This window comes from Neomoorella carbonis (genome assembly GCF_045278715.1).
Lineage (GTDB): Bacteria > Bacillota > DSM-521 > Neomoorellales > Neomoorellaceae > Neomoorella > Neomoorella carbonis.
Window position 1 is genome coordinate 1,406,661 of sequence record NZ_CP136420.1, and the last position, 15,918, is coordinate 1,422,578.

Below are 15,918 nucleotides of genomic sequence, written 5' to 3' on the forward strand. Positions count from 1 at the left end.
AATAAAAGCCCATTATATACCACGCGTCCTCACAAAATACGTTAGCCCCACTAATGTATCACGTGCCCGTCCTTCCGGCAGAAAAATGGCGTGCTGCCTGGCCCGGGCCAGGTAACGCTCGGCCAGCCCCAGGGCATAATCGATGCCGCCACAATTTTTAATGAGGTCAATGACTTCTTGAATTTCCATGGCGGTTTTATCCCTTTTGGCCAGCAGGCAGACCAGCTTTTGCTTTTTAGGAGAAAAACGTAAAGCATAGATTACCGGCAGGGTAATAACCCCCTGACGCAGGTCGCTTCCTATGGGCTTACCCAGGCGTTCCGGGTCGGCCACCATATCCAGGACGTCATCGGTGATCTGGAAGGCCATCCCCAGATTGCGGCCATAAAGGTACAGGTGGCGGATAAAGTCCTCCCCCGCCCCGGCAGCTATGGCCCCCAGCTGGCAGCTGGCGGCAATTAGCAAGGCCGTCTTGCGGTAAATACGTTTCAGGTAATCCCGCAAGGTAACTTCCAGGTCAAAGGCGCCGGCCAGCTGGTGCAGCTCCCCCTGGACCATTTTGACGCTGGTGGAAGCCAGGATTGATGGGATACGGGGATCGTCATAGGTGGCCACCAGGAGCAGGGAACGAGCGAAAAGGTAATCCCCTGTATGCAAAGAAAGCTCCTTGCCCCAGCGTGCCCACACCGTCGGCCGTCCCCGCCGCATTGGCGAGGCATCGATGACATCGTCATGGACCAGGGTGGCCATATGAATCATTTCCAGGGCCACGGCCAGGGGCAGGACCCGTTCCAGGGGGGCACCGCAGCATTTGGCTGCCAGGATGGCAAAGGCCGGGCGCAGTCTTTTTCCCCCCGCCTGGACCAGGTGCCGGGCCGCCTGGGTTAAGACCGGGTCGGGAGCATCCACCTGGCGCAACAATTCAGCCTCTACCTCTTGTAAATCGGCTTGTACCTCCTGCCAGAGGGGTAACTCTTTCATAATTATACCACCTGTAACTTCCCTTGCCGAGTATTTTTCCTTCACACCGGATACTTACCCTTTAGGCATACCTCTACCTATTCAGCAAGAACCGGCAGGTTTTTAAACTGGTCATATTGTTTGGCCAGGTCGGCATTGGCCTTTTCCACCTGGGCTAGGAGCTGGTTGGCCCGGCCGGCATCTCCCTGGTGGTAGGCGAGTATTGCCTGCCAGAGCTGGACTTCGGCCTTTATTTGAGGATCGCCCGCGGCGGCGTTAAGATTGACTGCCGCTTCCCGTTCCTGCCCCAGGAAGTACTGGCCAATGGCCGCCCGGAGATGGATGGCCGGGCTCAAGGTTACCCCACCGGGCTGGTGCAGGTCTTTGAATTCTCCCAGGCTATCTTCTTTTTCCTTGACGGCCGCCGGCAGGGCCGCCGCCTGCTGGAACATCCGCCGCGCCTTATCCTGCTGGCCGGCCTGTAGATAGTTAATACCGGCGGCAGTATAAGCCTGACCCAGATTCTCCCAGGTGGCCCCCACCCAGGGGGCAACCTGCCGGGCGCGTTCCATGGTAGCCAGGGCCTGCTCTATTGCCCCATCCTGCCAGTAGGCTTCGGCCAGGCGGTTCAAGACCGCCAGGTTATAGGGATCTTTTTTGCTGGCAGCCAGGGCCTGGGCCAGGGCCTCTTTAGTTTTCCCTTCCTTCAGGTAAATGCCGGCCAGATCACTGTTATAGGACGCTGTAAATGGATCATATCGGCCGGCTTCTTCCAGGTAAGAGGCCGTAGCCCGGAGGTTGTTGCGCTGCAGGGCAGCAGCCGCCTGGCGGGCGCTGGCCACGCCGGCCAGGTAAGACACGCTGAAAAGGACGATAACCAAGGTTGCCAGGGCTGCTCCTGTAACGTAAGCTACCTGTTTGTTTTTAAATACTGCCGCGGCCAGGGCCGGCTCCGGGCCCAGGCGCTGTCCTTCTATACCCCTGGCCAGGCCGAAGCAGGCCCAGAGCATCATGGAGACGGCTCCCAGGGCCAGGTCGAAATCAATGGCCGCATGGAGGCCGAGGTTCAAGGCGGCCATACCTATAGCTAAGGTCTGGAGGCGTTCTGTACCGCGGTAAAATCGGTAGTTACCCAGGGTAGCCAGCAGGAAAAGCAGCCATATAATTCCCAGTACCGTGATGCCTGCCATCCCGGTTTCTACGGCTACCTGGGCATAATCGTTGTGCACCTGGGTGGAATTATAAAAATAACTCTGGTACTGGCGGTAGGCTGCTTCCCAGCCACCACCGCCAAAACCGAGGACGGGGCGTTCCCGGACCATCTTCAGCGCGTCCCCCGTCCAGATCAGCCGTTCCCGGCTGCTTTTGGTTTCCAGGTTGATGTCCTGGAGGCGGGTCATAATCTGGGGCGGCAGGATGCGGGTCAGGACACCGGCCGGCTGCCTGTCCCCTCCTACCGGGGTTACGGCCAGCTGGTGCCGGGCGGAAAAGACCCCGGCTCCCACCAGAAACACCAGAACGGCCACCCCGGCTGCCAGCCGCGCTCTGGGAGTCCGCAAGCTCCAGCCGGCTCCATGGATAATTAGCTGGCCGGCAAAGGCCACCAGCAGTCCCAGGGCAAACCAGCTCCAGGCCGGACCATAGGCTTTAGCAACGGCCAGGGGAATAAAGCGGGCATTGCCTGCCAGGGCGGCGGCGCTGCTGGTCACCAGGTGGGCCAGGGTATTCAGACGGTAGCCCTTTGGCGCCAGAAGCCAGTAAAGGAACACCACCACCGGGAAAACGAGGTAAGCCCCCCGGGAGCCCGTCCCCAGGAAAACCATAAGCAACAGATAGTTGGCCGCTGCGTATAAATACCGCTGGCGGCTGCCGGATTGGGCCCAGAGGTAAAAACCGATGATACTGCCGGCACCGACGTAACTGGCCAGGGCGTTGGGGTACTGCAAAGTGGAAAAGAAACGCCCGCCGACAAACCCATCTTTAATATAAACAATCCCGGTGGCACTGAGCAAAGCCGCCAGGGCGACTCCTACTGTGGCCAGGTAAAGGGCATGGAGCAGGTAGAGGGTACGGCGCTGGCCGCCGAGGCGGGAAGTCAGCCAGAAGGTTAAAAAGTAGAGGAGGAGCTTGGCCACTTCCGCCACGGCCAGGCTGCGGCTGGCCGGCTTGACGGCTGCCAGGATATAAACTACTACCAGGGCCGCGGCTGCAAAATCTAAAGGCCGGTTCAGGAAGGATACTTCCCGCCGGGACAGCTTCCACAGGTAAGTAAGAAAAAACAAAACGGCGGCAAACAGCAAGGTCCAGCGCTGCTCTACCGGGAAAAAGAGGCCGCGAAAAAAAGGCGGGTAAAAGAGGAGCACCATCAGGCCGGCAAAGGCCAGCAGAAATAAAGTCTGGTTACCCCCGGACGGCCAGAACGGCTCCCCGGTGCTGCTTTTTGCCTTGGCGCGGCGCCAGGGGATTACCGGCATACTGGCCTCAGGGTTAACTTCAACTTTATTTGCCGTTTGCTTCTTCCCGCCCTTGGTGGCACTTGTTAAGGGGATTACTTTGCCTTTTCTATGTGCTTCTTTTACAGATGCTTCCCCAATCTTGTTTTTGCTCCGTGCCATGGCCAGACCCCTTTCAACTCATGTCTACCTAAATTCATTCGCCGCTTCTTTATTCTTTTCCTGCTAAAATAAAAAGATAGCCGGGCAAGGTGAATGCCAGGTATCGTAACTCTACCGCTGGCTTTGGCGCATCTTTTTGACGACCAGGACTTAAGGTGTTATGCTAAAGACGGAATGATAAAGCCGGATGAATTTTCGAGAAGCGAGTGATCATAATGATAACTGCCCTTCTCCTCACAGTTAGTACCGGGTGGCTTGCTTTGCGCCGGGCCGGGAAAAAGGCCGGGCGCAAAGCCATTTATACCATTCTCGCTTTTATCCTGTTCCTGGTTACTGCCTGTGGCAACCTTACCGGAAAACAGCCCCCTACGCCGGCCGACCAGTCGTACCAGCCGGGAGCGCAAACAGCTTTTCCTGCACCAGAAGCCGCGTCTGGCCCCTCGCCGTCCCAAGAAAACCCGCCGGGTTCTTCAACCCCACCGGCTGAAAGCGGCAAGCTACGCGTCCACTACCTGGATGTGGGTCAGGGGGATGCCATCCTGGTGCAGTTGCCTGATGGCAAGAACATTTTAATCGACAGTGGCACCGGTGAAGCCGGGCCGGGGGTGGTCCGGGAATTGAAGCAGTACAGTGTTAAGAAACTGGATTATGTGATAGGAACCCATCCCCATGAAGACCATATCGGCGGCCTGGACCTGGTAATAAACAGTTTCCAGGTGGGCAAGGTTTACCTACCCAGGGTGACCCATAATACCGACGCCTACATGGATCTCCTGCTGGCTATAAAAAATAAGGGCCTCAAGGCCACGGAGGCAAAAGCCGGCGTTGCGCTGCCCCTGGATATGGGCATCCAGGCCCTTTTTGTCAGCCCGGCGAAAAGCAATTATGAGGATCTAAACGATTATAGCGCCGTCCTGCACCTTACCTACGGGCAAACGGCCTTTCTCTTTACCGGCGACGCCGGTACTACCGCCGAGGAGGAAATGCTGGCCAGCGGCAGGCCTCTCAAGGCTGATGTACTGAAAGTAGCCCACCACGGCTCCCGGTATGCTACCAGTACTGCTTTTCTCAAAGCTGTGGCTCCCAGGTATGCTGTTATCTCCGTGGGTAAAGGTAATGACTACGGCCATCCCCATGTCCAGACCCTGCAACGCCTGCAAAAAGCCGGGGTTAAAATCTACCGCACCGACCGGGATGGTACCATAACGGCCGTTTCCGACGGCCGGAAGGTGACTATACAGTAGCTTTGTAAGGCCAGGTCGAAGGCATTCCTGTTGTTGTCTAGACCTGCCTGAGGCAAAGTAAAATGAAAGGAGTAGAATAATGCCCCGCCGGGAATTGCTGGTCATCGATCGTTTTGAGGAAGACATGGCCGTAATTGAATACGGCCGCCACACCTTTACCCTGCCCCGCTCCCTCCTGCCACGGGCCGCCAAAGAGGGTGACGTCATCAAACTCGCCGTCGTCCTGGATCCAGAAGCCACTGCCCGGCGCAAAAAAGAAGTCCGCTCCCTGGCGGACGACGTGTTTGAGGGGTAGAAGCTTAATGATTACCGGGCTGCATCCACAATGGCCCTGATTTTAGCGTCCACCTGTGAGGCTATTTCTTCCAGGCCGGCTTCGGGATAAAATTTAGCCAGCACGGTGGGCCGCAGGGCGCTGATATAAGTCTTGCCGTCCCGGGTGTAGACATTTATTTTACAGGGCATCATCAAGCTAATCAGGACGTCTTTTGCCAGAACTTCATGGGCGTAGCGGGCATTGCAGATTTCAATAATTTTCAGTGGTTCAGAAGCGTAGCCTTTGCTTTTCAGGGTGGCCTGGACATCGTGGATATGCTGCACCTTCATGCCTTGCGCGGCAGTAGCTTCTTCCACGGCAGCCACGGCGGCGTCAAAATTTTTTTCAGTTGTCACGGTGTAGCTGATGTCTTGGTAATCCATGCCAAATGCCTCCTTCACTTGTTGGCCTGTAGTAAGTCTGGCTTTCATTGTTGAACTTTATAAATACCTTTCGACTTTACTATAATACTACTATCTTGATTCGCTGTCAATTTAACCTGTTTTCAAAACGCCGGGAATCCCAGTATTAGCTGCTTTTCGCCAGGGCAATAAGGCTCCTTACGGCCTGGTAGGCTTCCAGGTAATCGGCTCCCGTATAAGTTACGGTAACGGCATTAACGCGCTGGCTGCGGGGTAGTATTGCCGCTGCCGCCGCCCGCGCTGCATCGATAAATTTTATTGTTACCGTTGCCGGGGCCGGTGCCACAAGGGGTTGATAACTTTTTTTGCTCAGGGCTCGGGCTACTCCCTGGCGGATTTTTTCCCTGGCCAGCCGGGGCGGGAGTGACCTGGCGGCGTGGAAATTAACTGCTTCTTTAACAATAACGGCTTCTACTTCTTCAAGAATCTTCCTTGCTTCACCGGCCAGGACCTGGTCGCCGCTCACCAGGACCACCGGGACACCGAAATAGCCGGCCAGCAGGGCATTCAGGCCCAGTTCCCCCATTTCTTGCCCATTGACCTCCAGGCGGTGGACTACGTCGCTGTAGGTGTGGGCCAGGACGCCCGGGCTGCCGGCCCGGGCATGGTAACCTAGGAAACAGGCTACAGAAAAGCCCCTGTCTATCCCCTCCATCATGCCCATTTTTTTCGGTGCGCCGCTGATGAGCTGGGCCCCGGGGTGCAGGTCTTCCGGCGGAATGTTACGCATCCTGCCGTGGGCGTCATTGACGGTTACGCTGGCAGCTCCGGCTTCAAGGGCGCCGCGGATGGCGGCATTGACTTCAGCCGTCATTAGTCTCTGGGAGCGTGCGTATTCCACCCCGCCTAGGGTTTCCACCTGTTCCCAGGCAGTTATCCCGGCTACGCCTTCCATATCGGCGGATATGTAGACCCGCATCCCTGCCATTCCTCCTTTGTGACGGGTGAATGTCAAAAGGGCCTGACCGGCCCCTAAGAACAACTCCTTCATGATTTATGGATATAATGGTAACCGAGTTTGGTAATATGCTCGCCAATGATTTCCAGGCTTATCTGGGGTAAATAATAGGTAATCACCACCCAGCGACGTTCGAGGACGACATTGACGCTAATTACTCCCGGCAGGCTGCCCAGGGCATTACTAATTTTTTTGGCATCTTCCCCGGTGCGCATATCGCTTACAATCAGGGTCATGGTTACCTGCCGGAGGTCAGGGGTATAACCATGATGCCAATTTTGTCCCTGTTGCCCGGCCAGAATTTCTGCGGCCCGCTGGCTGTACCAGCTCATTCTTTTATCCTCCTTAATTTAATTTTTTAGCTTCTGGTGAGCATCCTGCTCACCCTCCTTCCCCTCAGGGACTCAGACGCCGGAACTCAACTCCCTTTTGCAGCAATAAATAGTCCATAAAAGAAGGTGTAATCCTTTCCGGGTCATAGATAATTTTAACCATATTGGCCCGGCCCTCCCGGGGTAGCTGGATTTCCTTTACCAGGGCTGCCAGGGTATAATAGATTGTTTCCCGGATGACCGGCATTTCAAGGTTGGGTATAATATAGGTAACTTCCTGGTGCCGGCCCGGTCGGAATTTTTCCTGGCGGGCATCTATCCACATTCTTACCTTCGGTTCCATGCTCTCTCACCTCCAGAGCCCTGCCCTATATTCTATGCATCAACTCACCTTTTGCCGCCTATTTTTAGGTCCATTCCACCCTTCACCAACATATGCTGTAATAGTGATTTTATGAAATGAGGGGTGAAAGATGGCCAAAATCCTTTTGGGAAATATTCCCTTATCGTCATGGGAACTTGATGCTTCTAGCAAAACCTTATTTCCAATCATGTGCCGCAGTTTGGGGGTAAGTTTCCTAGAAGATGGTGAAGGAAACTTTATCCTTAATCCGCCCCTGGCTAATAAGACGATTGTTTTACGTCCTCTGGCCGGCCAGGACCCAACCTTGACGGCCCTGCTAACTACCTTAAGCCAGGAGCTGCAGGGACAGGGGGCCAATGTTTTAATTGTTCCAGCTACCGCCAGCGACGGGCAGCTCTTCCGTCTATGGCAGACCCAGGTCCTTTTTGCCTTCTCGCAAAAGGATACTGCCGGTCCAGAACCTGCTTTACGCTTTTTTTACTCGCCCAAAAGACGTGAGGAAAGCCTGGGGTTGATTGCCGCCCTGGTACAGACCATGCTCCGTTCAGGGAGTCCTTTAAGTTATACCATCCCCGGCGCCTGGGAGCATTTTAAAAACTTCCGCTACCGCCGCCTTTTAAATAATGCAGAAGTACCCTCTATCTTAATTGAATTTTGCCAGGTTCACCTGGACCCGGAATTTATTCACAACATAACGACGTGGCTGGTTGAGGGTTTAACCTGGTATTTCCAGAAACCCCTTGCGGAAGAAACTATTTTTAAGCTGCAATCCCTTTTGCAGCGCTTTCGGGATGCCTGTTTATTACCAAGGTTACCTGAAGGAAGCAACTCCCGGGAAAACAAGACAATCCCTGCACAAGACGAGGTTTTGGCTAAAAAAAGCCAGGCCATTTCAAGGGAACCGCAATACCAGGCTTCCGCAACGGAACAGGTAAACAAGGAAACTGCGCCTCCGGAAGGGGAACCGACAGCTACGACGCCGGCCGGGCCGTCAGAGGACCCTATTCAGACCGGAGAAAAGAGGGACGCAGGACCGGGAACCACAGGGGGCGCGGCCCGGGGAGAGATTGGGGGAAAGATGACAGAGTCAGAGGCTATAACAGTCCCTGGAGAGGAAACAGAAGCAGAAGCTACAACGAACCTGGATGAGGCGGCCATACCCGGCAGAAGCGAAATGCAGGTGCAGGCTGGATTGCCGGAGCAGGATCAAGAACAAGGGCAAGGCTGGGTAGCAGGGCAAGCAAAGAAATCGCCCCCAAACGAACTCGTGACAACGGAAAGGCACGTAAACCAAGGGGCAACGGGGGCAAAGGATTCAGTTTCCAGTAGCCTGGCTTCTCCACCGGCACCTTCCGGGCAGATTCATGATGTCCGGAAGGGTAAAGGCCGTCACAGGGGCAATCCCTTTTCCCCTCCCGGTGACGGGCCGGTGTTTATCTTTAAGCGGCCCCTGGAAGCCAGCCCTGTTCCTGCCATCTTTCCCCAGGAAGTGCTGGAACGCATGGCACCGTTGCACCTCCAGAGCACTTTTCTGACAGGGAAACAATGGAGTAATGACCTGTCCTCTCCGGTGGCGGGTACGGCCATGGCCAGCCTCACTGTCCGGCAGGCCCCTCAGCCAGGCACAGCAAAACCGTCAACCCTAAACTTTGAACCAATCAGGACAGAAATGATAGCCCCGGAGACTGGAAATAATGATAGCACCCTGGTGGAACTAAAAAATTTGAGTGCCGCCCTCCTGGCTCCAAAACAGCCCGGAGAACCCCTAAACGGCGAAGCACCGTCAATTTGACGGTGCTTCGTACTTCCTGCCTTCTAGAAACACTGGGCCGGTGGTGTCGGCGGACAGACGCCGGGAGCAACAGTGCAGGGAGCCGGTACGCAGAAGCCGTAGCTGGGCACCAGGAGCTGGACGGAAAGGATGGTCTTAATAACAACGCATACCTGGAAATCACAGGTAACGGTGATGTTACCGACACCTACGGCCGAGACGACGCAGTTGCAGAAAAGCAAGGTACTCTCGGAGCAATCTACGGTTACTCCTTCAGGAGCGCAGAGGGTGACGACTTTGGTGAAGGTAAAGACACGATTGGCAGTTTCAGCTGGAGCATTGGGGTTGGTCAGGGTTATTGGAACAGAGACGACTATGGTCAAAGTTGCAAAATTGCCGGTAGTTGGTACCCGGTTAATCACGTTGCAGGAAATGGTCCCATTCAGTGCACAGGGGATAGCCTGCCCTACGGTAAACGTACCGGTAACAAACTCACCAGTAAGACCCGTCGTTACTGTAGTATCCCGGGTACGGCTTTCCACCTGGAAACAGCTGTCATAAACCTTGTCAACGACAATACACTCGATACGAGTCGGGGGCGGACATCCTCCCGGCGGGCACAGGCCGGGAGCAACGACGGCCTGCTTGACGCTCGCTTCATCAGCCATGTTTGAACTTACCTCCTTGCCAGCAAATATTTCGGGTTAATGCCTGGTATATAATATTGACCTCAACGAGTGGATGTTACCGGGAAAACATATTTTGCTGCCGGCAATCAAAATTATATTTTTCTGCCAGGAAAGCATATGCATTAGTTAGGTAGCCGCGGTCCAGGGAGGTGATGGCCGTGATAAAGTATTTAGCTACACCGGGTGATAGCTGGCAGTTAGTCTTGCACCATAACATATTACAATACGGTTATATAGCTACCGGTGAGCCCATGGCCGGCCTGGAGGACTGTACTGCCGTTATTGATCCTGCCGGTCGTTTACATGTAGTGGCAACACTGCTTAATAAACGGTTAATTTATGCCCGCTGGCAGGGTCACCGCTGGGAAAGTAGTGAGTTGCCGGTAAATGGTTCCGTCCTGGGCTTTGTCCTCGATTCCCGCCGGCAGCCGCACCTCTTATTAGAGGAAGCCAGCAGGTCGGAAATTGTCCATCTCTACCTTGATGGCAACCGCTGGCAAAGGCAGTTTTTACCTTTTAACCTTACAGCTCCTCCCTTACTATTCAAACCCCTGTTCCTTGGGCGGCTTTTTTTTGCCGGGCAGGACGCCTCCAGGGAAAGGCAGCTTGTATTTTTAACAATTTTTGATCCTGCCACAGGCTGGCAGGTACCCCGTCCCATCATTGGCGTAGAACCTGGTAACAAAATTTATGCTTACTATTTTGAGGGATATCTTTACCTGTTATCCTGGCACAGCCGGGAAAAGGACTACTTGCTTTTTTTATACGTAGTCGATCCGGAAAAAAACACCTTGCGGAGGCTCTGCCCGGGAACAACGGTTGATCTTCCCGATGACCGGCCGGTACTCCTGGCTAAGGAAAAAACCTTGCTTTTCCTCTGGACATCCAGCAACCGCCTGGCCTTTTGCTTATCCCAGGACGGCGGCAGTACCTGGCCACCACCCCAGAGCGCCTATTTCTTTTTTCCGGCCCGGATTAAAGCTGTAGAGGGGCCAGATGGCCCCTCCACCAGGCAGGTGGTTTTCACCAAGATCAGCGGTCTGGAGCCGGACTGGCCCCTGGTAATCAATTTTGAGCCTCTTTTTTCTTTGTGCAGGGCGGTCCTTGTAAATCCCGACAGCAGGAATACTCTTTTTAAGCAATGATTTTAGATAATAAATGGCACCACCACACCCAGGAATAAAGGACCAAAGACGAAGGGGAACCTGCGGGCAGCGCCGATTAACAAAACAGGGTCTTTATCCATATCGGAATCCATCATATGATGCCCCATCATCATATCATGGGCCATAGGCATCATCTCAACTACCCTGAATTCCTCCATCTCCCGGTAGCGAACCATTAAAACGACATGCTCCATACCGAAATGCCTGGGATCAGGAATCCCCCGGGCAACAACCAGCAACTCCCGTTTTTCTATATCAATGATACCCATGCCCATGGCACCAGGACAATGGTGGGTGGGGTGCATCATAAAGCAGTGGCGCCGGGGCATTACGTGAGGCATGATGGGAATGCAAATACGCTGGCCGGGAAAGATCAAATTAGGATCTGTAATTTGCGGGTTGGCCGCCAGGATCTGATCCACTGTAGTACCGAACATGCGGGCAATGCCGCTTAAAGTATCGCCGGGTTTGACGATATAGACGAAACCGTGCGGGCAGTGTATCGCGGGTCTACCCGGAATGCAGAGCACCTGCCCAGGATAAATCAGGTTGGGATCCTGGATCTGGGGATTGGCAGCAATAAGCTCATTCAGGGTTATACCAAAACGTCGGGCGATAAGATACATAGTGTCGCCGCTTTTAACGGTATAATGGAAGCCATGGGGACATGGGGGCACCATATGCTGGGCTGTCGCCTCACTTACAGTTGCCTCAGCTTTCTTGCTTTCGTCGCTCATAAGGCCGGTCTCCTTTCCTTGCGGGCATGATTTGCTAGTATAGGGTATGAAACCGGCCGGTTATTGGTGACTTAAAAAGCGCCCCTATTGGGGCGTTAAATTATGAGCGTGGCAACGTTTAGGGTAAGCACAATAATCGGTGCCTGTACGCCTCCCGGCCCGGGCCAGCATTTCACCTGATATCCGGTTGGCCTGGCGAACGATTTCAGTTTCATCAACCTTCACCAGCCGCCCTTCACGGACTACGACCTCACCGTTAACAATGGTCGTATCCACCAACTGGCTATCACCGCAGGTAATAATTGCCGCTACCGGATCATGTTGCCCCCCGGCAAACCCCAGTTCCTCAAAGTTAATCAGGATTATATCTGCCGCCATTCCCGGAGCCAGGTAACCAATGTCTTCACGGCCTAAAACTTCAGCGCTGCCGACAGTTGCCAGACGCAAAACTTCTTCTGCTGTCAGGCCGTTATTACCGTAAGCCAGTTTTTGTAAGAGATAGGCAATACGCATTTCGTTCCACATATTAGAGGAGTCATTACTGGCACTGCCATCCACGGCCAGCCCCACCCGGGCCCCGGCAGACAGCAGGTCATTCACCCGGCAAATTCCGGATGACAGCTTCATATTGGAAACCGGGCAATGGGCCACCCCGCTTTTCGTCTCACCCAGCAGGGCTACCTCGGCATCGCTTAAATGTATGGCATGGGCAAACCATACGTCGGGCCCCAGCCATCCCAGCTCAGCCATGTACTCCACCGGTCGTCGGCCAAATTTTTCTTTACAGAAGCGTTCTTCATCCAGGGTTTCGGCCAGGTGGGTATGGAGCATGACACCGTACCGGCGCGCCAGGGCGGCACTATCTCGCATCAGTTCGGGAGTTACAGAAAAAGGTGAACAGGGAGCCAGGGCAATACGGCACATGGCGAAGTGACCAGCCTCATGGTACTTTTGGATCAAGCGCTCGCTATCAGCTAATATCTCGTCTTCTGTTTGCACCACTTCGTCCGGTGGTAGACCACCCTGACTTTTGCCCAGGGACATGCTGCCCCGGGTGGCATGGAAGCGGATCCCCAGTTCCCGGGCCGCCTGGATCTCAATATCAATAAGTTCATTCCCCTGCCCGCGGGGAAAGACGTAGTGATGGTCGCTGGAGCAGGTACAGCCTGTTTTCAGCAATTCCCCCAAGCCCACCAGGGCTCCCAGGCGAACCGCTTCGGGCGTCAGCTCGCGCCAGATTTCGTAAAGGGTCACCAGCCAGGGGAACAGGGGTATATCCTGAGTTGCCGGGATATTGCGGGTCAGGGTCTGGTACAGGTGGTGATGGGTATTGATCAGCCCCGGCAGGACAACTTTACCTTGAGCGTTAATAATTTCGTCGCCCTCGCCGGCGGGCAGGTTGAAGCCAATGGCCTTAATTGCCGGCCCCTCAATTAAAAGATCAGCCTGCCGGTAGCGGCGGCCTTCGCTATCCAGAGTAATAATCCATTCGGCATTTTTGATAAGTAAAGACATCAAGATCCTCCCGTCAACCGGGCCAACCCGGTTAAATATAATGATTTATTTCAGCATACACGTTAATAAAATCACCATTTTTAATTACCGCCTCGGACAGGAGTTAAATTTAATTTTGCCAAAAGATTGGCCAAGGCCGCAGCCACTTCGGCGCGGGTGGCAGCCTGGTCGGGCCGGAAGGTGCCGTCCGGGTAGCCGCTCATAATTCCGGCGGCCATGACCTGGCGAATGGCTGTCTCGGCCCAGTGACCCTGGATATCGTCGGGCTCCTTTGGCTTCAGGCCCAGGTAAGCGGCCAGGCCGCGAAAAATGGACCGGGCCAGGGCTTGCTGTACTGCGGGCGTGGCCAGTTGAGCCGCCGTCTCCGGGTTGCTGATAAAACCCATTTCCACCAGAACTGCAGGAGCGTCGGTTTCCCGCAGGATGTAAAAATTCGCCTGGCGAACGCCCCCGTCCGGCCAGCCGGTGGCCGCCACCACTTCGGCCTGAATCAAACGGGCGAGCTTTTCAGCCTGGCCTCCGGGTGCCAGGATAAAGGTGCTGGCGTAGTTAGGAGCCGGGGTACCGGCGCTGTTGACGTGCAGGCTGATGACGAGGTCCACCTGTTCCCGGTTGAAAAGGGCCGCCCGGTCAGCCAGGGAAACATCCTGGTCGCCTGTCCGGGACATCACCACTACTACACCCGCTTCCTGGAGCAACTGCTGCAACGCCAGGCCCACGGCCAGGGTGACGGCCTTTTCCTGGAGGCCGCCGGCGGCTACGGCCCCGGGGTCGCTACCGCCATGACCGGGATCAATGCCGATTTTGGGCATCAAAACCACCCCCGATTTTAAGATATGCTTTAACGTGATCTTAAGCTACGGGGGTGAAACCTGACCAGCAACGTAAATTGCTAATTACGCGCCTCCGGATCCTGTTGCCGCCTATTTACCGGCTTCAGGGTACCGGGTTTCGTCATAGCGGCCGGGGTCAAGATACTTTCCAGTTCGTCCTGCGTTAAAAAACCTTTTTCTAACAGGATTTCTCTAATGGAGCGGTCGGAAGCTTCTGCTTCCTTTACCACCTCGGTGGCTTTCTCGTAACCGAGATAGGGCAGCAAAGCAGTCACCAGGACGGGGCTCTGCTCCAGTATTTCCCGGCAGCGGCCGGCATTAGCGGTTATACCGCTAATACAACCGGTGCGGAAAATCCGGGCCGTCGCCGCCAGCATTTCCAGGGATTCCAGCAAGGCATGGGCGATAAGTGGCGCGAAAGGATTGAGTTCCAGATGGCCCTGGCTGGCGGCCATGGCGATTACCATGTCGTTGGCCATGACCTGCATGGCAACCTGATGAACCATTTCCGGGATCACCGGGTTGACCTTTCCCGGCATGATGGAAGATCCTGCCTGCCGGGGCGGCAGGTTGATTTCCGCCGGCCCGCCTTTGGGACCGGCGGCGAGGAAACGCAGGTCCCCGGCAATCTTATGCATGGTTACGGCGGCGGCCTTCACCAGGCCGGAAACCTCCACAAAGACGTCCATATTCTGGGTGCCGTCGATCAAATTTTCCGCCCGGGCCAGACCCAGCCCTGTTAGGCGCCTTAAATAATCATTGACCAGGTAAATGTATTTCAAGGGGGCATTGAGGCCGGTGCCGGTGGCCGTGCCGCCCAGGTTCACCTGGCGCAGGCGCTCCTCAACCTTGTACAGCCGCCAGCGGTCCCGGGCCACGGCCTGGGCGTAGGCACCGAATTCCTGCCCCAGGGTTACCGGAACGGCGTCCTGGAGCTCAGTCCGGCCGATTTTAAGTATCCCGGCAAAGGCAGCCTCCTTTTCCTGGAGGGCCTCCTGGAGCCTGGCCAGTTCCTCGGCCAGGGGCAGTAAAAGGCGGATGGCCGCTATACGCATGGCGGTAGGATAGACATCGTTGGTGGACTGGTGCAGGTTAACGTGGTCATTGGGGTGGATGGTGGTATAATCACCTTTGGGAAGGCCCAGGATTTCCAGGGCGCGGTTGGCGATTACTTCGTTGACGTTCATATTGGTCGAAGTACCGGCGCCGCCCTGGAAGGCGTCGAGAAAAAACTGATCGGCCAGTTCACCCCGGGCTACTTCCCGGCAGGCGGCAATAATGGCCTCTCCCTTTTCCCGGGGGAGGTAGCCCAGGTCGAGGTTGGCCCGGGCGGCCGCCTCTTTGACGGTAGCCAGGGCTTTAATTAGTTCTGGATGGACGTGATGCCGGCTGACCCGGAAATTTTCCGCCGCCCTCAAAGTATGAATGCCGTAATAAGCGTCGGCGGGCACTTCCCTGATCCCCAGGAGATCGTGTTCCTGGCGGGTAGACATAGCGCATCCCTTCCTTTGGACTCTATTGTAGCAGACCGGGGACGGCCGGCAAATACAGGCATGGAAAAAGCGACCGGCTATCGAAATTGCCGGTCGCCGTGAAAGGGTAGCCAGCACCTGTTGGCCGGTACCTTTTGCTGGATGCTCCTTCATGGGGCATAGAACTATTTCTGCACGTAGATATGGGCATCCCGGGGGAGGGCCAGGCCGGCAGCTACTTCGACGGCCTTAACCATGCCGGGGAGTACCGGGCAGGCGGCATGGGGACAATATTGAAAGAATAATCCCCGCAGGCGGCTGTCGCCTTTGAAGCTGATCTCGTCCAGGGGATTGAGGGTGCCAAGTTCAGCAGCAATCTTCTGGATGTTGGGACAGGTAGTGTTGATGCTCAGGTTGCAGGAAAACATATCCGGTGCTTCCGCCAGAACTTCGGTGGTAAAACCACAGATGCCGGATTCTACAGTTACTTTAGCCATAGAAGAACTCCTTTCATTATAGTAATG

General features: G+C 55.3%; 16 protein-coding genes. 4 read left to right on the forward strand and 12 right to left on the reverse strand.

The features are described 5' to 3' along the window. Positions 1–12: 12 nt before the first annotated feature. Together MCACP_RS07255 and MCACP_RS07260 are read right to left on the reverse strand one after the other, a co-directional pair. Complete coding sequence (locus MCACP_RS07255) at positions 13–981, reverse strand: polyprenyl synthetase family protein (RefSeq protein WP_406676126.1); 969 nt, start codon at positions 979–981, stop codon at positions 13–15. 77 nt (positions 982–1,058) lie between these two features. Next, on the reverse strand, positions 1,059–3,575 hold the full coding sequence (locus tag MCACP_RS07260) for an O-antigen ligase family protein (RefSeq protein ID WP_406676127.1): 2,517 nt from the start codon (positions 3,573–3,575) through the stop codon (positions 1,059–1,061). Positions 3,576–3,790: 215 nt separating this feature from the next. On the opposite strand from MCACP_RS07260, the gene MCACP_RS07265 reads away from it, so the two are divergent. Together MCACP_RS07265 and MCACP_RS07270 are read left to right on the forward strand one after the other, a co-directional pair. Further along, positions 3,791–4,819, forward strand: a complete 1,029-nt coding sequence (locus tag MCACP_RS07265) for a ComEC/Rec2 family competence protein (RefSeq protein ID WP_406678711.1) — start codon at positions 3,791–3,793, stop codon at positions 4,817–4,819. Positions 4,820–4,898: 79 nt separating this feature from the next. Further along, positions 4,899–5,114, forward strand: a complete 216-nt coding sequence (locus MCACP_RS07270; RefSeq protein ID WP_156276518.1) for a DUF3006 domain-containing protein — start codon at positions 4,899–4,901, stop codon at positions 5,112–5,114. Between the two features lie 11 nt (positions 5,115–5,125). On the opposite strand, the gene MCACP_RS07275 is transcribed toward MCACP_RS07270, so the two are convergent. The 4 genes from MCACP_RS07275 to MCACP_RS07290 form a co-directional block, all read right to left on the reverse strand. Then, positions 5,126–5,518, reverse strand: coding sequence for a DUF302 domain-containing protein (locus MCACP_RS07275; RefSeq protein WP_406676128.1), 393 nt, complete (start codon positions 5,516–5,518; stop codon positions 5,126–5,128). 145 nt (positions 5,519–5,663) lie between these two features. Further along, positions 5,664–6,476, reverse strand: coding sequence for a M55 family metallopeptidase (locus MCACP_RS07280; protein WP_406676130.1), 813 nt, complete (start codon positions 6,474–6,476; stop codon positions 5,664–5,666). Positions 6,477–6,544: 68 nt separating this feature from the next. After that, positions 6,545–6,847 (reverse strand): heavy-metal-associated domain-containing protein, encoded by a 303-nt coding sequence (locus MCACP_RS07285; RefSeq protein ID WP_406676131.1) that lies wholly within the window; start codon positions 6,845–6,847, stop codon positions 6,545–6,547. Between the two features lie 64 nt (positions 6,848–6,911). Continuing rightward, positions 6,912–7,190, reverse strand: a complete 279-nt coding sequence (locus MCACP_RS07290) for a hypothetical protein (protein ID WP_406676132.1) — start codon at positions 7,188–7,190, stop codon at positions 6,912–6,914. Between the two features lie 220 nt (positions 7,191–7,410). On the opposite strand from MCACP_RS07290, the gene MCACP_RS07295 reads away from it, so the two are divergent. Continuing rightward, positions 7,411–9,003 (forward strand): hypothetical protein, encoded by a 1,593-nt coding sequence (locus tag MCACP_RS07295; protein ID WP_406676133.1) that lies wholly within the window; start codon positions 7,411–7,413, stop codon positions 9,001–9,003. Between the two features lie 23 nt (positions 9,004–9,026). Here the strand turns inward: MCACP_RS07295 and MCACP_RS07300 are convergent, their stop codons facing one another. Beyond that, entirely contained in the window at positions 9,027–9,650 is a 624-nt protein-coding gene (locus MCACP_RS07300) for a hypothetical protein (protein WP_406676134.1), read from the reverse strand. Between the two features lie 179 nt (positions 9,651–9,829). Between MCACP_RS07300 and MCACP_RS07305 the strand changes: the two genes are divergently transcribed. After that, positions 9,830–10,816 carry a hypothetical protein gene (locus MCACP_RS07305; protein WP_406676135.1) on the forward strand — a complete coding sequence of 329 codons (987 nt, stop codon included), beginning with the start codon at positions 9,830–9,832 and terminating at the stop codon, positions 10,814–10,816. A 2-nt stretch (positions 10,817–10,818) separates the two neighbouring features. Here MCACP_RS07305 and MCACP_RS07310 read toward each other — a convergent pair whose 3' ends face one another. The 5 genes from MCACP_RS07310 to MCACP_RS07330 all read right to left on the reverse strand — a co-directional run bounded on the left by MCACP_RS07310 (position 10,819) and on the right by MCACP_RS07330 (position 15,891). Further along, a complete protein-coding gene (locus tag MCACP_RS07310) occupies positions 10,819–11,574 on the reverse strand; it encodes a LysM peptidoglycan-binding domain-containing protein (protein ID WP_406676136.1) in 756 nt (251 codons plus the stop codon). A gap of 84 nt (positions 11,575–11,658) precedes the next feature. Further along, positions 11,659–13,089 carry an 8-oxoguanine deaminase gene (locus tag MCACP_RS07315; RefSeq protein WP_406676137.1) on the reverse strand — a complete coding sequence of 477 codons (1,431 nt, stop codon included), beginning with the start codon at positions 13,087–13,089 and terminating at the stop codon, positions 11,659–11,661. Between the two features lie 80 nt (positions 13,090–13,169). After that, complete coding sequence (locus MCACP_RS07320) at positions 13,170–13,901, reverse strand: N-acetylmuramoyl-L-alanine amidase (RefSeq protein ID WP_406676138.1); 732 nt, start codon at positions 13,899–13,901, stop codon at positions 13,170–13,172. 80 nt (positions 13,902–13,981) lie between these two features. Next, positions 13,982–15,415: an aspartate ammonia-lyase gene (locus tag MCACP_RS07325; protein ID WP_406676139.1), complete on the reverse strand. Its 1,434-nt coding sequence runs from the start codon at positions 15,413–15,415 to the stop codon at positions 13,982–13,984. A gap of 164 nt (positions 15,416–15,579) precedes the next feature. After that, positions 15,580–15,891 carry a DUF6951 family protein gene (locus MCACP_RS07330; RefSeq protein ID WP_406676140.1) on the reverse strand — a complete coding sequence of 104 codons (312 nt, stop codon included), beginning with the start codon at positions 15,889–15,891 and terminating at the stop codon, positions 15,580–15,582. Between the last annotated feature and the right edge of the window lie 27 nt (positions 15,892–15,918).

Excerpts from the sequence above, each read along its gene's own strand:
- MCACP_RS07315 (WP_406676137.1), bottom strand. The coding sequence starts at position 13,089 with ATGTCTTTACTTATCAAAAATGCCGAATGGATTATTACTCTGGATAGC.
- MCACP_RS07280 (WP_406676130.1), bottom strand. The coding sequence starts at position 6,476 with ATGCGGGTCTACATATCCGCCGATATGGAAGGCGTAGCCGGGATAACT.
- MCACP_RS07270 (WP_156276518.1), top strand. The coding sequence starts at position 4,899 with ATGCCCCGCCGGGAATTGCTGGTCATCGATCGTTTTGAGGAAGACATG.
- MCACP_RS07255 (WP_406676126.1), bottom strand. The coding sequence starts at position 981 with ATGAAAGAGTTACCCCTCTGGCAGGAGGTACAAGCCGATTTACAAGAG.
- MCACP_RS07290 (WP_406676132.1), bottom strand. The coding sequence starts at position 7,190 with ATGGAACCGAAGGTAAGAATGTGGATAGATGCCCGCCAGGAAAAATTC.
- MCACP_RS07285 (WP_406676131.1), bottom strand. The coding sequence starts at position 6,847 with ATGAGCTGGTACAGCCAGCGGGCCGCAGAAATTCTGGCCGGGCAACAG.
- MCACP_RS07320 (WP_406676138.1), bottom strand. The coding sequence starts at position 13,901 with ATGCCCAAAATCGGCATTGATCCCGGTCATGGCGGTAGCGACCCCGGG.
- MCACP_RS07325 (WP_406676139.1), bottom strand. The coding sequence starts at position 15,415 with ATGTCTACCCGCCAGGAACACGATCTCCTGGGGATCAGGGAAGTGCCC.
- MCACP_RS07300 (WP_406676134.1), bottom strand. The coding sequence starts at position 9,650 with ATGGCTGATGAAGCGAGCGTCAAGCAGGCCGTCGTTGCTCCCGGCCTG.
- MCACP_RS07260 (WP_406676127.1), bottom strand. The coding sequence starts at position 3,575 with ATGGCACGGAGCAAAAACAAGATTGGGGAAGCATCTGTAAAAGAAGCA.
- MCACP_RS07275 (WP_406676128.1), bottom strand. The coding sequence starts at position 5,518 with ATGGATTACCAAGACATCAGCTACACCGTGACAACTGAAAAAAATTTT.
- MCACP_RS07265 (WP_406678711.1), top strand. The coding sequence starts at position 3,791 with ATGATAACTGCCCTTCTCCTCACAGTTAGTACCGGGTGGCTTGCTTTG.
- MCACP_RS07310 (WP_406676136.1), bottom strand. The coding sequence starts at position 11,574 with ATGAGCGACGAAAGCAAGAAAGCTGAGGCAACTGTAAGTGAGGCGACA.
- MCACP_RS07330 (WP_406676140.1), bottom strand. The coding sequence starts at position 15,891 with ATGGCTAAAGTAACTGTAGAATCCGGCATCTGTGGTTTTACCACCGAA.